We start from the raw sequence: 16,654 nt of genomic DNA on the forward strand, positions 1-16,654 counted from the left end.
CAGCGCGATAAACATGGTGAGACGTAATCTCATCCAGATTGTCGCCCTACACCCACCTCCCGGGAGAAGGCGAATGCTTTGGCCAAAAAGTGAAGAAGGCTCGACCGCGCCTCCGCGTTAGATTGGCCACCGCCCCATCATCAACCAGACCACAATCCACCTCACTTCTTGGTGCCGACTTGACAGCCATTACTCGACTCGCTGGGTGAGCGACGGGTTGCTTTCAAACCAGCGCATTGCCTACGAGGGCGCTCGAAAACTGCGCCTGATAGAGCCCGCCTTCCCGGCGATTTTACCTGAAAGCAAGTGCCCAGGGATACGTCTGGGAGGCGTCGAAACACCGGTTCTGGGGGACCCGATGTCTAGGTTTACGTATCCCTGGGCATATACCCTTATGCAACATCCCGCACGAACCGCAAAATCGATTGTTTGGATGGGGCCGATCCACGCTACGGATGATGAAGACACGCGTGGGACACCGCGAGAAACAACAGTCATGCAACACTCTCTGTGTTGATCTTACGATTATCTATACTGCGTTCGCTGCGAGGGGGATAACTCACCTCGAGCCAGGAGCTGTCTTCATATCTTCCGAAGGGGTCTGGTCTGCGTATTCCGCTGAAGCCGGCCGCTGATTCCGAAACGAAGCCGGCCACCCGTTCCGATTTCATTCCGGCCAGCATTCCGATTTGAAGCCGGCCAGTCGATGCTCCCCTGGGTCGTTGTTCTGATGGCTCCTGATTGTCGTGCGGTCAAGCCTCGGATGGAGACCGACGCTGCTTTCGCAGGCTCTCGCCGCTGAGCTCAATGCGATAGGCACTGTGGACGAGGCGGTCGAGGATGGCGTCGGCGAGTGTCGGATTGCCGATCATGTCGTACCAGTGATCGACGGGCACCTGGCTGGTGACAATGGTGGAACGCTTCTCATAGCGGTCCTCGCTGATCTCGAGGAGATCGCGGCGCTGTTCGTCGTTGAGCTTCTCGGGCCCCCTGTCGTCGAGGATGAGCAGGTCTGGCGAGCGCCTTGAGGACCTTGGGATAGCGGCCGTCGCCGCGCGCGAGCGCAAGGGTGGCGAACAGCCTGGGCAGGCGATGATAGGCAACGGAGAAGTCCTCGCGACATGCCTTGTGTCCGAGCGCACAGGCCAGCCAGCTCTTGCCGACGCCGGCAGGCCCGATCAGCAGGAGACTGTGATGTTGCCTGATCCAGTCGCAGCCGGCGAGCTTCAGGAAGAGATTGCGGTCAAGGCCGCGAGCGGCGCGGAAGTCGATGTTCTCGACCTGAGCGTCATGGCGCAACCTGGCGGCACGGGCTCTCGCCTCGAAGCGCTTCTGGCGGCGCGTCGTCGCCTCACGCTCCAGAAGAAGAGCGAGCCATTCGCCATGCTCGAGGCTTCTCACTTCCGGTTGGGCCTCGAGCTCGTGAAAGGCGCTTGCCATGCCGGAGAGGCCGAGCTCGCGCAGCATGTCGATGCTGGGATTGGTCAGCATTGTCTTGGTCCTCAATGAAAGTAGCCGGGGCCACCATCGGCGGCTGTTTGCCGCGACCTGCCGTGCCACATCGGGCTTGGCGCCCATGGCCAACAGTGCCTTGTAGATGGTTTTGCCGCGTTTCCAGTGTTTAAGCTGGATCACCCGCAGCCGATGCCGCATCCATTCCGCCAGGCCGCTGAGGACCCGCGGAGTTTGCGCCAGACGGAAGTAGGCTTTCCATCCCAGAACATAGACGGGCAGGCGTTCGGCCACCTCCTGCATGCTGCGCCCACCGGATCGGCGGGTCAGTTGCCGGATGCGGCGTTTGAACGCCTGGAGCGGTTTGTCGGCCACCTTGCGCTTGATCACGCCGCCCGGGGCCACCCCGTTCGCCCGCCTTGCGGCTGCCAACGTAAACGTTGCAGTCGTCCGCATAGCGCACGAAGCAATGGCCCCGGCGTTCCAGTTCCTTATCCACCTCATCGAGCAGCACATTGGCCAGAAGCGGCGACAGCGGCCCGCCTTGCGGCGTGCCCATCACCCGCTCCTGGACCACGCCATGGTCCATGATGCCGCTGTTCAGATAGGCCCGGATCAGGCGGATAACCCGCTTGTCCGATATCCGTTTGCTGAGGCGGTCGATCAGGATGTCGTGGTTGACCCGGTCGAAGAACTTCTCCAGGTCGACGTCCACGACAATTCGCCGGCCCGATTGCACAAGGGATTGCGCCGCAAGCACGGCCCCATGCGCACTGCGGCCCGGACGGAAGCCGTGGCTGTGCTCGCTGAAAGCGGGATCAAGGAGCGGCTGCAGCACTTGCAGCAGCGCCTGCTGGATCAAGCGATCCGTCACCGTCGGGATGCCGAGCTCGCGCTCGCCGCCATCCGGTTTCGGGATCGTCACCCGTCGCACCGGCATCGGCCGGTACGTTCCCGCCAGAACCCGTTCGCGGATGTCAGGCCACGCCGTGCACAGATGAGTCGCGGTCGCCTCGATGGACAGACCGTCCGCACCAGCCGCACCCTTGTTGGCCTTCACCCGTTTCCAGGCTCTTTGCAGGTTCTCGCGCGCCAAGGCCGCTTCCAGCAGCCCCGGCCCTGTGCTCTGCGCGTCACAGCGCGGGCAGGTCGCTTCATCGCTGTCCGGTTCAGACAGGGCTTCACCCCGTCTCCTCCCGGACCGCCCCGCTCTCGCGGGCATCTGATGCCTGGCTTCCTGCATCGCTATGCCTCAAGCACTCCTCTTCGTTCGGTCCTTCGCCGCGGATACGGCTACTACGACCTCTGCTGACTTCTCGCTCCGGCTCGACACCGTCGCCCGTTCAGGCGCAAGGCGAGATCTCCCCAGGTAAGAACGCACTCCTTCACTGCACCACCGCCGGATCTACGCCGCCGCCCCTTGGTCACAAGAGCTTCGCGGTTTCTGGCCCGCTCGCCCTGGTCGGCAACGCCTCATATCCGGTTCTTGTCCATCGGCACGCAGCTTCGATCCACGCTTCCTCCCCACGGTCGGTCGCCCTTCCGCAGTTGCGCTTCACTTCGCTCACTGCGACCAGCTCACGGTGGGACTTTCACCCACAAGAGGGCGCCCATGCTGGGCGCACAACAAAAAGGCGCGATCTGGAGAACCAGACCGCGCCAAGCCGCACGAGTGTGCGGTGTTGCCCTGGGAGGCATTACTCGGCTGGCTGCACTATCGTCGTGTTGGTTCCGGCCCGCCCTTTACGTGCAAGCGCCTCGGAAAGCTGCGCCTGGTCAAGCTCTCCTTCCCACTTCGCGACCACCAGCGTCGCAGCCGCATTACCAATAGTATTCGTAATTGCGCGGCATTCCGACATGAAGCGGTCGATGCCGAGGATCAGCGCCATGCCGGCGACCGGCACCGAGGGAACGACGGAGAGCGTGGCAGCCAGCGTGATGAAGCCGGCGCCGGTGATGCCGGCGGCACCCTTCGAGCTGAACATCGCGACGAGGAGCAGCAGGATCTGGTCGCCGTATGAGAGCGGCGTATCGGTCGCCTGGGCGATGAATAGGGCCGCCAGCGTCATGTAAATGTTGGTGCCGTCGAGATTGAAGGAGTAGCCGGTCGGAATGACCAGGCCGACGACCGAGCGCTTGCAGCCGGCCTTCTCCATCTTGTTCATCAGGCCCGGCAGTGCGGCTTCAGAGGACGAGGTGCCGAGAACGAGCAGCAGCTCCTCCTTGATGTAGCGGATGAGCGAGAGGATCGAGAAGCCGTTATAGCGTGCGACCGCGCCGAGCACGATGAAGACGAACAGGAACGACGTCAGATAGAAGGTACCGATCAGCATGGCGAGGTTGGCGATCGAGGCGACGCCATATTTGCCAATGGTGAAGGCCATGGCGCCGAAGGCACCGATTGGGGCGGCCTTCATGAGGATCGCAACGAGCCGGAAGATCGGAAGCGTCAGTGCCTGCAGGAAATCGACTACGGGCTCGGCTTTCTTGCCGACGATCGCCAGCGAAATACCGAAGAGCACCGAGATGAACAGCACCTGCAGGATGTCGCCCTCGGCGAAGGCGCCGACAAGCGTCGTCGGAATGATGTTCATTAGGAAGCCGGTGATCGACTGCTCATGGGCCTTCGCCGCATAGGTGCTGATCGCCTTCGCATCGAGCGTGGCCGGATCGATATGCATGCCCGCACCCGGCTGCACGACATTGGCGACGATGAGACCGACGACGAGCGCGAGGCTGGAGAAGGTCAGGAAGTAGATCATCGCCTTGCCGGCGACGCGGCCAACCTTGGCGAGATCGGTCATGCCGGCAATGCCGGTCGCGACCGTCAGGAAGATGACCGGTGCGATGATCATCTTGACGAGCTTGATGAAGGCGTCGCCGAGCGGTTTCAGCTCGGTACCGATGTCCGGATGGAAATGCCCGAGCAGGATGCCCGCGGCGATCGCGGCCAGCACCTGAACATAGAGGTGACGGTGAAAGGGTGTCTTGCCGCGGGTCTCCGCAGAATGCTCGATGATCATGTGATATCCTCCACATGGGCTCCCCGTCCGGCAAAGCGCCGGGCCTCCCGGGCCACTTTTCCGAGATCGACAGCTGCTGCCTTCTGGAGTCACCCAGCAAGCGGCGTGCCAACTGGACCTCGATCGAGCAGCCGCGCGCAGGTTTTACTGTGGGGTTCGCGCCGAGGAGTTCAGATGATGAGCGAAGGGCGACGAGCTGCTGCCGGGGGGCAGTGGCTGATGTGCTCGGCGGCATTCTCGAGCCGGACAGTAAGTACCGCAGCGCCTCGCGCTTCAATCGAGTGAGAATCCTGTATTCTGCCCACACCGGAATGAGATAGCTGCAAAGCAGCACGACAAGAGCATTGCAGCCGCTGATTTCCCCGGCCAGCCAGATCCCCTGCTGCGACAAACAGTCTAGTTCCATTTGATCGAGCTCAAACCGCGGCACCATGAACGGTGCTATTTCCCCCGATCTCCACGAAACTGGATCGAAGGAGACAAGAATGACATCCAGCAACATCGTCCGCGCCATCATCACCGCCGCAGCATTGGTTGCCGACTGCACCGCAGAGGCAACGGATCTGAGCACGCCACAAGCTGTGGCGCCTGCCGCTGCAGCACCGGCAGTCAGCCCGTGGCAGATACGCTTGCGGGGGCTTAATGTGATCACCAACGACTCGGGCCGCGTCTACGGATTGCCTGGATCGGATCTCTCCTTTTCGGATACCGTCATACCGGAATTCGACATCTCGTACTTCTTCAACGAGAATATCGCCGCGGAGCTCATCCTCGGCACAACCCATGCCAATGTCCACGGCAGCGGCTCGATTTCAGCGCTCGGAGGAATCGGCAAGACTTGGCTGCTGCCGCCAACCCTGACCCTTCAATACCATTTCACCGATTTTGGCACCTTCCAGCCCTACGTTGGCGCGGGCGTCAACTATACGCTGTTCTACAATCAATCAGGCAAAAGTGCCCGCAGCCTTGATGTCAAGAACACCTTCGGGGTCGCCCTCCAGGCCGGCTTCGACTATATGGTCGACGACCATTGGGGCGTGAACTTCGACGCGAAGAAAATCTTCCTGAGACCGGACTTCGAAGCCAATGTCGGTGGCGCCGGCGTCAGCGGCAAGGCTAAACTCGATCCATGGCTAATTGGCGCCGGAGTCACTTACCGCTTCTAGTCGGGCGGAATTTCTCGCGGCCAGAGCATGGATTCATAACGACCTGATCCAGATGCGTGTCGCAGCCGGCATTGTGGACGCGAGAAACTCGATGCGATGCCACTTGCGTTCGCGGCGTGACATCCCAGTGGCGGCGATCACCCAGAGGCGCAGCGTTTCGTAGCTCCCGGCGTCGATCAGTTCCTCGCCGGCCGATGTGGCCGAACCCGGGTCATGCTCACGCAGACGTCGAACATCAGGTTGCGGTGGTCCTCGCCGTAGCGGCCAGTGTTAGGCTGGTTTCGCTTCCTTGAGAATCGAAGCGCAGATCGAGAAAGACAATCCCGTCGCAGCGGCCCGCGTGGTGGCGGCGCCGATCGTGCCGGTCGTTGATATGTTGGTGGACTGCCTGCATGGGGGCCGCATAACTATCCGCTCCCAACGGTTCTACCAGAAAACACGCCGCACATGGTTCCGCTGTCTAGGGCGGCGCGTCAGAAATGCCCGCGGATGGTTGGTTGGATTTGAAGAACTGACCACAGCAGCGGCCACGAGTGAGGTTAGTCATTCGGCGCTCTGTTCCTTCAGATGCCGATAAAGCTGTGCGCGGCTGATGCCGAGCAGCTCTGCCGCACGCCGCTTGTTGCCTCCCGGTTTTTTCGAGAGTAGCCCGGATTTCTTCCTGCGCCTGGGCTCGGATGCGGCGCTTGAGGAAAATTTTCGCGTCAGGCGCGCCTTGAAAATGGCTGCAGCGTTGCGCGAGATTACATGCTCCGCTTCGTTCGTCATTGTAGAAGCGCGGCAGCCAAGAAAGCGGTCGCAGAGCCGACGAATACAACCATTGCGCATCCGCGCAACATGTTCATCCGGCGCGTTCGTTTGCCGGTCCAATCATAACCCATCACCCAGTTCCCTGCAGCATCATGCCGGATTGGCACATGATGGTAGGAGCCTCCTAAAAAATGGAAAACTTTATGGCTCTGGAGACCACTTCCGTCTCGGCCGAACTCACGTTCCGGCATGAGGGCGGCTACTTATCCCTGTCGCTGTATCCTCACGCACCAGCCGGTCTTCCGAGCGGCTGGAGGGCGCCTTGAAAGCGCCTGAGTAACGGGGACGGCTGCGGAATTCTCGAGCCTGATGTCCCTTTGTGGTTGGCTCTCGGCCACACCCGCTTGGCCGGAGCCACATAGGACTTCAGCTAAAAAAATGGGAAAGATCATTTGCTGTGTCTGAAGCGGCCACTCCTCCAGTAGGCCGAGCTTGCGCTGCTCGCGACGTCAAGATGGCTAGCGCGGCCGAAACCATGAGCAAAGCCGCACTTGCGCTGAAGGTCACCTGGTAACCACTCATGTCGAACAATAAGCCCCCGACGGTTGCGCCCATGGTGATCGCGAACTGAACGACTGCGACCATAAGTCCGCCTCCGGCTTCGGCATCCTTCGGCAGTGTTCTCGCCAACCAGGTCCACCAGCCCACCGGCGCTGACGTGGCGAACAGCCCCCAGATGCCCAATAGCAGTGCCGCTGCATCGACCCAGCCACCGATGGCCACAAGAGCTACGGCGATCGTCGCCATCAACGTCGGAATAAAGATCAGCGTCCGATAGAGACCATTCTTCAGGAACGCGCCAATGAGCATAGTTCCGATGAACCCGGTCACACCCATAACCAGCAGCACGAGCGACAGTGTTGCAACGTCGACATGGGTCACCGTTTCGAGGAACGGCCGCAGATAGGTGAACAGCGCGAACTGGCCCATAAAGAACACGCTGACCGCTGCCATCCCCAGGACCACCACTCGCCGGCTCAACAGTTTAAACACGTTTCCGGATGCCGCCCGCTCCTCGACTTTCATGGGAGGAAGACTCAGGAACTGCCAGACGAAAACGATCAGTGCGACCGGGACGATACAGAAGAACGCCCCGCGCCAGCCGATGAGGCCGCCGAGGAAGCTCCCCAGCGGCGCGGCAATGACCGTCGCTAACGCATTTCCGCCGTTGAAGATCGCCAGCGCCCGCGTCACCTGATCGTCCGGAACAAGCCGCATGGCGGTCGCGGCGGACATCGGCCAAAATCCGCCGATGACGACCCCGGTGAGCGCGCGGCCAACCATGAACGTCACGTAGTTTGGGGCGACCGCTACGATCATGCCCGCGACGATCATCACGGCCGTCAGCGCTAACAGCAAAACCTTGCGGTCAAGTCGACCGACCAATGACGAGATGAAGAGGCTTGTCAGAACCGCAAAGGCCCCGCACACGGAAATCGCCTGTCCGGCTTGGCCCTCGGTTATCGCCAGATCTGAGGCAATCAGAGTAAGCAGGCTAATGGGCATCGACTCCGACGCAATGAGCGCGAAAATACAGAGCGATGTCGCGAATATCGCGCCCCATGCCGCGGGCCGCTTCTCGACTCCGCCGCTTTCAGCTGAGACTTGCACCAACATGGTTCTTGACCTCGAATGTAGCAGCGAGGCGCGTCCTGCCTTTCATGGCCGGGTGTATCCGGAAAGGCAGGGTTTTAGTGGCGCAGAGGCTGGGCCGATACGATAGTCCAGGCGCCCCCAACAGCGACTAGCGCTTCTAAATGGTATCTAGTTATGGTCTACGGTTATGAGTCGAATGGAATCGGCGCGCGAACTGCGAGCTCACCACAAGGGTAGGCGAAAGTACGCCGGCGCCGCAAAAGCGAGCGGTGCTGGCGGCGTATGCGCAGCACTTGCATCGTTCGCCAGCACCTTTGGCTGTTCGCGGTTCTGATCTCTCTGAACGAACGGGGCGGGCGGTAAAGCGCCGATCTTGTTGCAGCGGCGTTGAGCGTCTCCTCTGAAAGAGCCTGCACGCGGGTGCAGCCGAAGGTCCGCCACGACGCGGTTGCGAAATTGGCGTCTGTGGAAAGACAACCGCGGCAAACGCGCCCGGGCAGCATTCCCAGACGTCTGGAACGTTCTGAATGATCTGGCCGTAGCCCGCGGCAGAAAACCATGTCTTAACATTTCGACATCCCCGCGCGATATCTTTGGACCGGTTGACGCGTCTGCAAATGCCTCACAGCAATATGCGTGCCACCGGAAACCTTTCTGACATGAGCGCCTAGAACGAACTGGCTGTGTCGCATGTGCAACATTGTCCTACATCGAACAATGCCAAGCGACACATACCTGTTGCTCGTCACGTTGCCGAAAATGCACCGCCGTCTGCAATCGTCAGGAACGTGCAGCCGACGACCCCACTTCCGTGCCAACGCGCGAGGCGTCGGGACGGAGACCCGATTGAAGCGGTTCCAAGCTTTCCTCTCGTGCGGCTGTTCGGCGACCGGCGCACCTACGAGCCGCTGACACACCCGCTCCTGTTCTGACAGGCTGCGAGCGCGGGCTGGCCAGCCTCGATCCTGAACAGCGCCTAGTTGGAAGCGTTCCGGATCGTACTCGAACCCCTCCTCAGCTTATCCTGGGCGCGCGATTTCTTGTTTACCCACGCGACCCGGCCGATCCACGGCTCGTGGAAGCGTGAAGAATTTGATGGCCTCCGGAACAAGCTATTCAACACAACGGCGCTTCATAGGCATCCCCGCGCTCCGGGCCGTGCTGGATCCTTCTTGACGAGGGCGTAGGAAGCGGCGATGTTCCATCACGAGACGAGGAGCAGCCATGATGACTTACGAGTGGCAAGACACTCTCTTGCACGAGGGGGATCTCGCTAGGCGCGCGGCGGCAATAGTGCCGAGGATGCTAGCGCATCCACTGATCACTCTCGACCAGATCTTACGACTTCGAGGTCACATCGACGACTGCATCGACCCGGCTCGGGACGCTGCTTGCCGAAATGGAGAATGCTGGTGTCGACCAGGTTTTTCTCGGGGCGGCGCACACTATTCGCGATGCATGGCAGAGCCTTGCTCATAAAGCCGCTGAGAGGTCGCGATTGTTCGAGATTGACTTCGTCGACGTCCATCCCACGCTGTCGGATAACAAAGATCAGGGCGTAGCCGCGCATTAGTTGATCAGCCTAACGCGAATGATCGACCACGAGAACATGCGGGTCAGTCCACGCCTGGACTTTCGGTCTTCAACCGACCTCAGCAAGGCCGGGGCAGGGACCCATGGAAGGTGGGTGGCATCCTTGAGACGCTCGCAGTGATGCTTGACATAGCAGATTCACTTGCACGCGTAAGCGTCTTCAAAATCAAGGAAAACCGTTTCGAGGCGTAGCGAGCTACTGTGGTAGATTCAGGCTACGATCCGTATATCGGTCGGGAGAAGGCCGACGCCAACGACGGCTCATCCTTGGAGCCTATGATCCGCGGTTTCAATAAAATCTTTCTTGAGAAGAGACCCAGTACGAAGCGTGCCGTCCTCCAGTGTCTTTCGTCGCGAGCAGAATCTTCGGCCGAGGGGCACAAATAATGCTGCCTCATTACCCGAGGTCGATGAAGCCTCGCGCAGAGATATGGGTGCCGTGGTCGATCGGCCAACGCATTGAGGAGGCGCTAACATGAGTAAACTCGAAGAGATTCCGCAGCGGAAAGGCCTTCCCGTCCTTGGCCACACAACTTCAGTCCATCGGAATGCACCCGTCTAGAGTCTGATGCGCCTGTCGAAGGAACTCGGCCCAATGTTCCGTCTGCAAACCTGGGGACGCAACATGATCATCGTCGGGAGCCAGGAACTGACCGCAGAGCTCTGTGACGAGACCAGATTCTGCAGGGCGCTGCACCCGCCCCTCGCGGAGCTCAGAATGATCGGCAAAGACAGCCTTTTCACCGCAGAGAACAAAGAAACGAACTGGGGCAAGGCACACCGGCTGCTGGCGCCCGCCTTTGGCCCGCTTGGTCTGAGGAGCATGTTCAGCAAAATGATCGACGTGGTTGACCAAATGCTGGTGCGATGGGAACGCTTCGGCTCGGATTCCGAAATCGACGTAGCCGACAACATGACGCGCCTTGCGCTCGACACAACCGCGCTATGTGCTTTTGACCACCGTTTCAACAGCTTCTACCAGAACGAAAGGCACCCTTTCGTCACGGCGATGGAACGCGCCCTTAAGGAGGTGTCGAGCCGCGCCCGATTCCCGCCGGCGAAGCTGATGTTTTTGCGCGACCGGCGTTTCAAGGCTCACACACAGACGCTCCGCGCCTTGGCGGATGACTTGATCGATAAACGGCGACTCGATCCTCGGCTTGGTGAGCGCTCCAATCTTCTTGATATCATGCTGACGACGAAGGACAAGGAGACGGGGAAGATGCTGAGCCGGGAGAACATCGGCTATCAGTTGATCACTTTCCTGATCGCAGGCCATGAGACTACGAGCGGACTCCTCAGTTTCGCGACTTGGCTGCTGCTCAAAAACCCCGAGGAACTGGCGAGCTTGCAGGCCCATGTCGATGACGCTCTCGGCGGTGAAGCTCCGACGGCGCAGGACCTGGGCAAGCTCGATTACGTCGAACGAGTGCTGATGGAGACCTTGCGGCTTTGGCCCACGGCCCCAGGCTTCGGGGTGCATCCGGTTGAGAATACGACCCTCGCTGGCAGATACCGGCTGACGCCGAACGACATTCTGCTCATCCTTTTGCCCATGCTTCACCGCGATCCAAAGGTTTGGGACGAGCCTGACGTTTTCAGGCCGGCACGCTTCGACCCCGATAATGCCAAGGACGTGTTCCAGCACGCCTGGAAGCCCTTCGGCAACGGTCAGCGGGCCTGCCTCGGCCGAGGCTTCGCCATGCAGGAGGCGGTGCTGGCCATGGCGATGATGCTCCAGCGTTTCGACATCGCTGGTCGACAGTAGCTATGAGCTCGTTGTCGGCGAGACGCTGACGATGAAGCCTGTTGGCCTCCGCATAAGGGCGGAACGCCGAAACTTGTCGACGGGGATGCCGCGTTGCAGCGCTCCAGCCGCCTGCAAAGAGCCAATATTAAGGAGGGTGCCTCCTTCGACCGACCGGAGGCCGCTGCTCATACTCTATGGCAGCAATACAGGCACGCCAGAATCATTCGCGAAACGGATCGGTAGCGAGGCTGCGACACGGGGCTACGCGCCGGTCGTTGCCCCGGCCGACGACTACGCATTCGGAGTTCCAGTTGACATCCCTTTCGTCGTCGGTACGGCCTCCTACGAAGGACTGCCGCCGAACAACGCGAGACGGTTCGTCGCCTGGGCCGAGAGCCTCCCGCCGGACACCCTCGAGGGCCGGCCCTTTGCCGTGTTCGGGTGCGGCAACCGTCATTGGGTGCAGACTTGGCAGGCGGTTCCCAAGCGCCTCGAAGCCGCCCTTGCCAAGGCGGGGGCACTTCCTGTCGTCGAATGTGGAGAGGCGGACGCCGGGGGCGACGTGTTAGCCAGTTTCGACGCCTGGTCCGCCGGGTTGTGGGGGCTCTTGCGACCGCCCTTGGAGGGAGGCTCGACGCGAAATACTGAGGTTCGGGGGAAGGGCGCGCGGCAGACTTGCGCAAGGCGCCGCCGTCGGGCTTCAACTCGAACGACTGCGTGGCCGGATGCCGACCACCAATCGGCGGCTGCACGGTTCGTAGCCGGATTTCAACGACGATACCCCATGCCGCTCCACGCTCCATCACCTCTATCGAGGCGCCAAACCATCCACATTCCGAATCCGCATTCAACGAAGGTGCTCTAAGTGAATACCGAAACGAGAACGGACAGCCAGATCAAGACGACTCCCAACGCCAACGCTCGTCTGGCGGCTATGACCTTCTCCTCGCCGTCGGCTGCAACGGGGGTCGTCACAATCCAGGGCACCGAGCCAAGCGCTGCGAACCCGGCGAGCGCTAAAATCACAATGACAAGATCAGCGCTGCGCCAGCCGTCGGGCTCATACAATCCCCAGTAACCCAGAAACGCCATTCCCACTGCGAACATGGTGGCGGAGGCAGAGCAAAGTCCCGCAACAGCACCTGATGGCGCACGCATGTAGCATCCTTTCCGTTCAGTCGATCCAAAGGCGACATCCGTATGGCGCAAACCGCCTTTGCAAGTGTGTCGCAGTGCGCCGTCTCAACTTAATCGGGTTCTTCCGCACACTTAGCGCACGAGGATTCACGTACCCGCGGATAAGTTCATTGATTCGGACTCGAAGTTCAACATTCTTGTAGGAACGAATCTTCCCCGCTGGCTAAGAACAAGGATAGAGACCCGGCGCCGCTGGCATGCTCACATTGGTTGATGTCGTGGGCCATGTAACCGAGGTTGGCCCCTATATACGGTCTGACAAATCTCGCGGGTTGGGTCGAACGACGATTCACGAACAGCCGCGGTTATCGTTGGAGGTGAAGCCTCTGGCGATGCGTTTACCGATTCCGGCCCCATTGGCCGATTTCACTGGGGTTTACTTCACTTTGTGGGATGATTGAGGACATGGACCAGGTAGCATTCCTGGCCCGCAGAAGCTCAGCGCTGGCTCAGTTGTTATTGTCTGACCATCAGGTGACTGTAGCAGATGCCGTCAGGCTTCTACGGCCTCTTCTAAGTTCTTCGACACCCTTCAACTTACCTTGTTGAAGCGAAAGCATATCGGTGATCCGGCGTCTCAGCGGACGCAGCCTCTTTCATGTGCCCCCAGAAGCGCGGGGCAAGGCCGGCACGCGATCTCGTGAGGTCGGTGACATACGGGCAGACGTCGGGCGACGGCAACGCGCCATTCTCCTTAACGGCCATCATCGCTCAAAAGGGCTGCAGATCTCGACAGGGGCTGCGCGCCGATGCGATTAAGTTCCAAAATTGGTCGAATTCCGCATCGGGGCAGCGACAAACGCAGGGTTCCGGCGTCGCGGGCGTCATTTTGCAATAAATCGATCAGGAGTATACCGCAAAATGGGGGTGCTGAAGGGACACCGTTGGGGGGTGGGAAAGACTATTCTTATATCCGATTTTGAACATATCTCCGGTCCACGGTCCCTCTAAGTTCCCCCAGCTCGACGGACCTGCTGCTCCTCGTTGCGGGAAGTACGCAACCATAAGCGGCAACAAGAGCCCGTACAGCGCAAAAGGGGGGTCTGGATCTCACCAGCGGGCGTTGTGAGCGGATGTGAGCTTCTGTGCCTGGGAGTAGTTGTGTTGGTGTGAACGGCTCAGCCAGGGAGGCAGCTGTAGTTAGTGTGTCGCTGCACTGTGGCTCTGACGGATTGCAACTGAGGTTGGCGGTGGGGTAGGAACAGCAGCCTGCTGCATGCAAAGTTCAGGAAAGCGCAATAGAACAAGGGCGAAGATGATCTGCAATGAACTCGACAATATCGTTCGTACCGTCCTCCAGGCGGGGCAACAGAGGCGGATTGGCTTTTCGATCCAGCAAGTGAATTCCGTTAATGCACACCATGAAGTTCTTTATTCCGAATGTCTGGCGAGACTTGTGAAGGTCGACGGCACCGTGATTACGGCCGGCGAATTCATGCTCGCCCTGGAAGCATCGGGGGATGCGCCTAAATTGGATCGACATATGTTGAATTTGGCGGTCGACTGGTTGTCCAACAATCCGTCCGGACCCCTCGGCTGCAACATATCAGCGTTGAATTTCTCAGATTCAGAAAATCGTGCGGCTCTCTACGACCAGCTCTATCGACACCGGTCGCTTGCCCCTCGGCTGGTCTTGGAAATTACTGAGCGCTCGCCCATCGCTCAACTGTCCCGCACAGCGGAGTTCATTCGCGACATCCGGAAGTTAGGTTACAGAGTTGCGGTTGATGATTTCGGCGCCGGCTTCTCAACTCCCGAAGCCATCTTTTCGATCGCCGTTGATATAGTGAAGGTTGATTCGTTTTTCGTGCAGTTGAGTAGTCGTGCAGATGCTGCCCGATTGCTGCACCATATGGTAGGGCTGGCGTCCTGCGTGGCCCCGACGATCGTCATTGAAGGGGTTGAGACTTACGCGCAGCTTGGGCTGGCAACGGCGGCTGGTGCTACCCACGTGCAGGGTTATCTCCTTTCAGAGCCGACCCTGTCTCCGATATATCCGGGATGCGTACGCTCCGACGTCATGAACATTGGAGAAATGGACACCAAGCGCAACAGAGACGTATAAAGGAAAGAGGATTACCCGCATTCACGCAAATGCGTCATGAACACCTCGCCGGATGTTTGATAACCAGGCATTTGCGGGCAGCGAGTTCAAATGATGGGCGCTGGCCGACGGCAGACAGACCCGTTCGCAGCAAAACCAGTGCGCGCGGGGAGATGAAGGTTCGATGCCACCCGCCGACGCTACATTCATCAGTTGCGCGTAAAGCGGCAGAGCCAAATTGGGGGGAGGTAGTGCCATTCAGGCCAACAACAGAGAAATTCACATGGACGCTTGGTCGCAAGGCTCCAACGTAAGCGCGATTTTCCATGCGCATTGACGGCTGTGGCACCGCTGAATCGCCCTCGCATCGGTAGCGATATCCGGCTCTATTACGCCGCAGAGGTTTTGGAGAAGTTGAACGGTAGCAGGTCGCCGATGTCGGCCGCTTCGTCGCGCTGCGGCAACTCAGTGAGCACGTGGCGCAGCCAGGTGAGTGGGTCGACGCCACAGGCGCGGCAAGTCAGCATCAAACTATAGATCACTGCGCTGGCCTTGGCTCCGTCAGCGGTATCGCTGAACAGCCACGATTTTCTTCCGGTGGCAAAAACTCTGATGTCGCGTTCCAGAATGTTGTTATCAATCGGCATCCTGCCGTCGCTGGTGTAGCGTGTCAGGTAATCCCACTGGTTCAGTGTGTAGGACACAGCGTCGCCGAGCTTGGTATCCGGCACGACCTTCGGCGCGATGTTGTCGAGCCACGCCTTCAGGGCGGTCAGGACAGGCAAGCTGTGTTGTTGCCGGAAACGGTGAATGCAGTCGGCCTGCGTTTCACCGACGTCGGGCTTTTCGTCTCGAGCCTGCCTTTCGATCCGGTAGAGCTGCTCGAAGAACCTGAGAGCTTGCTCCGGCGGGCCGCCACCTTTCTTTCTGGCTTTGAGGGCCTCAACGAAGCGCCGCCGGGCATGAGCCATGCATCCGACATGGGTTGCGCCATGCAATGTGCGCCACGCGGTGTAGCCATCGCTCACCAATATGCCGCGGTAGTCACCGAGGAAGGTCTGCGGGTGGATCTGGCCGCGGCCAGGCTGATAGTCGAGCAATACGATTGGCTGGTGACTGTCCTCGCCGCTGCGGTACGCCCACATATACGAGGTGCTGGTGGCCTCCTTGTCCTTTTCTTTGAGGACCTGAACCGTCGTCTCATCGCCATGAATGAGAGGCTGCGATTGAAGCCGCAGTTTCAGAGCGTCATAGATGCGGTGCAGATGCCTCTCGCTCGAACCGATGACCCAATGAGCAAGAGCGCCACGGCTGATCGGAACGCCGGCCCGCTCGAATGTCTGCGCCACGCGGTGGAGCGGTGTGCCATCGACGTACTTATGGACGAGCGCGAAGGCCAGTGTCGAGGCCGTCGCGATGCTGCCCGGCAGGGGTTGCCTCGGCATCGGTGCGATCACGACGGGCGTGTTGATCCCGGTGCGATCGCAATGGCGGCAAGCGTACTTGAACCGCACATTCTGCAGGACCTTTGCCTTGACCTCGATATGGAGCTGCTCGGTCACGGCCTCGCCCATGCGATGCATTTGACTATCGCAGCATGGACAAGCCTTCTGATCGTCGGGAAGGTCATATTCGACACGCTCACGCGGCAAGTCTTCCGGCAGAGGTCTGCGGCCCCGCTTTTTACCCGCAGTGCTATCGACCGCCGGCAAGCCTGTATCCGGGAGATCGGCGACGTCGTCGCCATAATCACGATCATCGTCGTCTGCGGCCTCTTCGGCTTCGTTGAAGAGGCGATCAACGTACTTTTCGCTGCGCGGAGCAAAGCGATGGAGCCTTGCGAGCGCCAATTCCTCTTCCAGCTTGACGACCTGTCGCGAGAGCGCTTCCTTCTCGGCTTTAAGCGCAGCGATTTCGGCAGCATTTGCCGCCAACTGCGCCATCAGCACTGCAATGTCAGGATCGCCGGCTCGTACCATCCGATTCTTGAATCTGAACCGCCCCTCTGCGTCAACAGCTCAAT

General features: G+C 59.9%; 9 protein-coding genes and 2 pseudogenes. 4 read left to right on the forward strand and 7 right to left on the reverse strand.

All coding sequences use genetic code 11. The features are described 5' to 3' along the window. Positions 1-752 precede the first annotated feature (752 nt). The 3 genes and pseudogenes from istB to N0Q91_RS02040 form a co-directional block, all read right to left on the reverse strand. Positions 753-1,491 (reverse strand): annotated as a pseudogene (gene istB / locus N0Q91_RS02030) (IS21-like element helper ATPase IstB). Between the two features lie 30 nt (positions 1,492-1,521). After that, positions 1,522-2,695 (reverse strand): annotated as a pseudogene (gene ltrA, locus N0Q91_RS02035) (group II intron reverse transcriptase/maturase); the annotation flags it as partial. A 454-nt stretch (positions 2,696-3,149) separates the two neighbouring features. Continuing rightward, positions 3,150-4,475, reverse strand: coding sequence for a dicarboxylate/amino acid:cation symporter (locus N0Q91_RS02040; protein WP_275596136.1), 1,326 nt, complete (start codon positions 4,473-4,475; stop codon positions 3,150-3,152). A gap of 485 nt (positions 4,476-4,960) precedes the next feature. Here N0Q91_RS02040 and N0Q91_RS02045 point away from each other — a divergent pair, with 485 nt between their 5' ends. Further along, positions 4,961-5,641 carry an OmpW/AlkL family protein gene (locus N0Q91_RS02045; RefSeq protein ID WP_275596137.1) on the forward strand — a complete coding sequence of 227 codons (681 nt, stop codon included), beginning with the start codon at positions 4,961-4,963 and terminating at the stop codon, positions 5,639-5,641. A 543-nt stretch (positions 5,642-6,184) separates the two neighbouring features. On the opposite strand, the gene N0Q91_RS02050 is transcribed toward N0Q91_RS02045, so the two are convergent. Together N0Q91_RS02050 and N0Q91_RS02055 are read right to left on the reverse strand one after the other, a co-directional pair. Continuing rightward, complete coding sequence (locus N0Q91_RS02050) at positions 6,185-6,469, reverse strand: helix-turn-helix domain-containing protein (RefSeq protein WP_345774953.1); 285 nt, start codon at positions 6,467-6,469, stop codon at positions 6,185-6,187. A 348-nt stretch (positions 6,470-6,817) separates the two neighbouring features. Further along, positions 6,818-8,068 (reverse strand): MFS transporter, encoded by a 1,251-nt coding sequence (locus N0Q91_RS02055; RefSeq protein WP_275596139.1) that lies wholly within the window; start codon positions 8,066-8,068, stop codon positions 6,818-6,820. A 2,197-nt stretch (positions 8,069-10,265) separates the two neighbouring features. Here N0Q91_RS02055 and N0Q91_RS02060 point away from each other — a divergent pair. Continuing rightward, complete coding sequence (locus tag N0Q91_RS02060) at positions 10,266-11,408, forward strand: cytochrome P450 (protein WP_275596140.1); 1,143 nt, start codon at positions 10,266-10,268, stop codon at positions 11,406-11,408. An 85-nt stretch (positions 11,409-11,493) separates the two neighbouring features. Further along, on the forward strand, positions 11,494-12,255 hold the full coding sequence (locus N0Q91_RS02065; protein WP_375341920.1) for a flavodoxin domain-containing protein: 762 nt from the start codon (positions 11,494-11,496) through the stop codon (positions 12,253-12,255). On the opposite strand, the gene N0Q91_RS02070 is transcribed toward N0Q91_RS02065, so the two are convergent. Continuing rightward, positions 12,252-12,548 carry a hypothetical protein gene (locus N0Q91_RS02070; protein WP_085027628.1) on the reverse strand — a complete coding sequence of 99 codons (297 nt, stop codon included), beginning with the start codon at positions 12,546-12,548 and terminating at the stop codon, positions 12,252-12,254. The two genes, N0Q91_RS02065 and N0Q91_RS02070, sit on opposite strands and share 4 nt — an antisense overlap. A gap of 1,294 nt (positions 12,549-13,842) precedes the next feature. On the opposite strand from N0Q91_RS02070, the gene N0Q91_RS02075 reads away from it, so the two are divergent. Beyond that, positions 13,843-14,652: an EAL domain-containing protein gene (locus N0Q91_RS02075; RefSeq protein ID WP_275596141.1), complete on the forward strand. Its 810-nt coding sequence runs from the start codon at positions 13,843-13,845 to the stop codon at positions 14,650-14,652. 368 nt (positions 14,653-15,020) lie between these two features. Here the strand turns inward: N0Q91_RS02075 and tnpC are convergent, their stop codons facing one another. Continuing rightward, positions 15,021-16,610, reverse strand: a complete 1,590-nt coding sequence (gene tnpC, locus N0Q91_RS02080) for an IS66 family transposase (protein ID WP_275596142.1) — start codon at positions 16,608-16,610, stop codon at positions 15,021-15,023. Between the last annotated feature and the right edge of the window lie 44 nt (positions 16,611-16,654).

This window comes from Sinorhizobium prairiense (genome assembly GCF_029201645.2).
Classification (GTDB): Bacteria; Pseudomonadota; Alphaproteobacteria; order Rhizobiales; family Rhizobiaceae; genus Sinorhizobium; species Sinorhizobium meliloti_A.

Bases quoted from the DNA above. Each gene is read 5' to 3' on its own strand.
- N0Q91_RS02060 (WP_275596140.1), top strand. From the start codon at position 10,266: ATGATCATCGTCGGGAGCCAGGAACTGACCGCAGAGCTCTGTGACGAG.
- tnpC (WP_275596142.1), bottom strand. From the start codon at position 16,610: ATGGTACGAGCCGGCGATCCTGACATTGCAGTGCTGATGGCGCAGTTG.
- N0Q91_RS02055 (WP_275596139.1), bottom strand. From the start codon at position 8,068: ATGTTGGTGCAAGTCTCAGCTGAAAGCGGCGGAGTCGAGAAGCGGCCC.
- N0Q91_RS02045 (WP_275596137.1), top strand. From the start codon at position 4,961: ATGACATCCAGCAACATCGTCCGCGCCATCATCACCGCCGCAGCATTG.
- N0Q91_RS02040 (WP_275596136.1), bottom strand. From the start codon at position 4,475: ATGATCATCGAGCATTCTGCGGAGACCCGCGGCAAGACACCCTTTCAC.
- N0Q91_RS02050 (WP_345774953.1), bottom strand. From the start codon at position 6,469: ATGCGCAATGGTTGTATTCGTCGGCTCTGCGACCGCTTTCTTGGCTGC.
- N0Q91_RS02075 (WP_275596141.1), top strand. From the start codon at position 13,843: ATGATCTGCAATGAACTCGACAATATCGTTCGTACCGTCCTCCAGGCG.
- N0Q91_RS02070 (WP_085027628.1), bottom strand. From the start codon at position 12,548: ATGCGTGCGCCATCAGGTGCTGTTGCGGGACTTTGCTCTGCCTCCGCC.
- N0Q91_RS02065 (WP_375341920.1), top strand. From the start codon at position 11,494: ATGCCGCGTTGCAGCGCTCCAGCCGCCTGCAAAGAGCCAATATTAAGG.